Genomic DNA, 1,398 nt, shown 5'->3' with positions numbered 1-1,398 from the left:
ATGCTTTAAGTAAGTATGATGTACTTGCGTACTGATTTTGTTTAACGTCTAAGGACGCTCTAAAATGAGATGTTCCAGCCGCACCTTCCGGTACGGCTACCTTGTTACGACTTAGCCCTAGTTACCTGTTTTACCCTAGGCAGCTCCTGTTACGGTCACCGACTTCAGGTACCCCAGACTTCCATGGCTTGACGGGCGGTGTGTACAAGGCCCGGGAACGTATTCACCGCGCCATGGCTGATGCGCGATTACTAGCGATTCCAGCTTCATAGAGTCGAGTTGCAGACTCCAATCCGAACTGAGACCGGCTTTCGAGATTTGCATCACTTCGCAGTGTAGCTGCCCTCTGTACCGGCCATTGTATTACGTGTGTGGCCCAAGGCGTAAGGGCCGTGATGATTTGACGTCATCCCCACCTTCCTCTCTACTTGCGTAGGCAGTCTCACTAGAGTCCCCAACTTAATGATGGCAACTAGTGACAGGGGTTGCGCTCGTTGCAGGACTTAACCTAACACCTCACGGCACGAGCTGACGACAACCATGCAGCACCTTGAAAAATGTCCGAAGAAAAGTCTATTTCTAAACCTGTCATTTCCCATTTAAGCCTTGGTAAGGTTCCTCGCGTATCATCGAATTAAACCACATAATCCACCGCTTGTGCGGGCCCCCGTCAATTCCTTTGAGTTTCAAACTTGCGTTCGTACTCCCCAGGTGGCTAACTTATCACTTTCGCTTAGTCTCTGAAGCTTGCGCTCCAAAAACGAGTTAGCATCGTTTACGGCGTGGACTACCAGGGTATCTAATCCTGTTCGCTCCCCACGCTTTCGTCCATCAGCGTCAGTTGTTGCTTAGTAACCTGCCTTCGCAATTGGTGTTCTAAGTAATATCTATGCATTTCACCGCTACACTACTTATTCCAGCTACTTCAACAACACTCAAGACCTGCAGTATCAATGGCAGTTTCACAGTTAAGCTGTGAGATTTCACCACTGACTTACAGATCCGCCTACGGACCCTTTAAACCCAATAAATCCGGATAACGCTTGCACCCTCCGTATTACCGCGGCTGCTGGCACGGAGTTAGCCGGTGCTTATTCGTATAGTACCTTCAGCTACCCTCACGAGGGTAGGTTTATCCCTATACAAAAGAAGTTTACAACCCATAGGGCCGTCGTCCTTCACGCGGGATGGCTGGATCAGGCTCTCACCCATTGTCCAATATTCCTCACTGCTGCCTCCCGTAGGAGTCTGGTCCGTGTCTCAGTACCAGTGTGGGGGATCACCCTCTCAGGCCCCCTAAAGATCGCAGACTTGGTGAGCCGTTACCTCACCAACTATCTAATCTTGCGCGTGCCCATCTCTATCCACCGGAGTTTTCAATACCGAATGATGCCATCC

At 50.1% G+C, this 1,398-nt stretch carries 1 rRNA gene; it reads right to left on the bottom strand.

The window, feature by feature from the left end:
• Positions 1 to 62: 62 nt before the first annotated feature.
• A 16S ribosomal RNA gene (locus LIV57_RS22755) occupies positions 63 to 1,398 on the bottom strand; the annotation flags it as partial.

This window comes from Chryseobacterium sp. X308, from assembly GCF_020733145.1.
Lineage (GTDB): Bacteria > Bacteroidota > Bacteroidia > Flavobacteriales > Weeksellaceae > Chryseobacterium > Chryseobacterium cupriresistens.
Note: the sequence above shows the minus strand (reverse complement) of the source record. Positions and strands in the feature narration are given on the sequence as shown.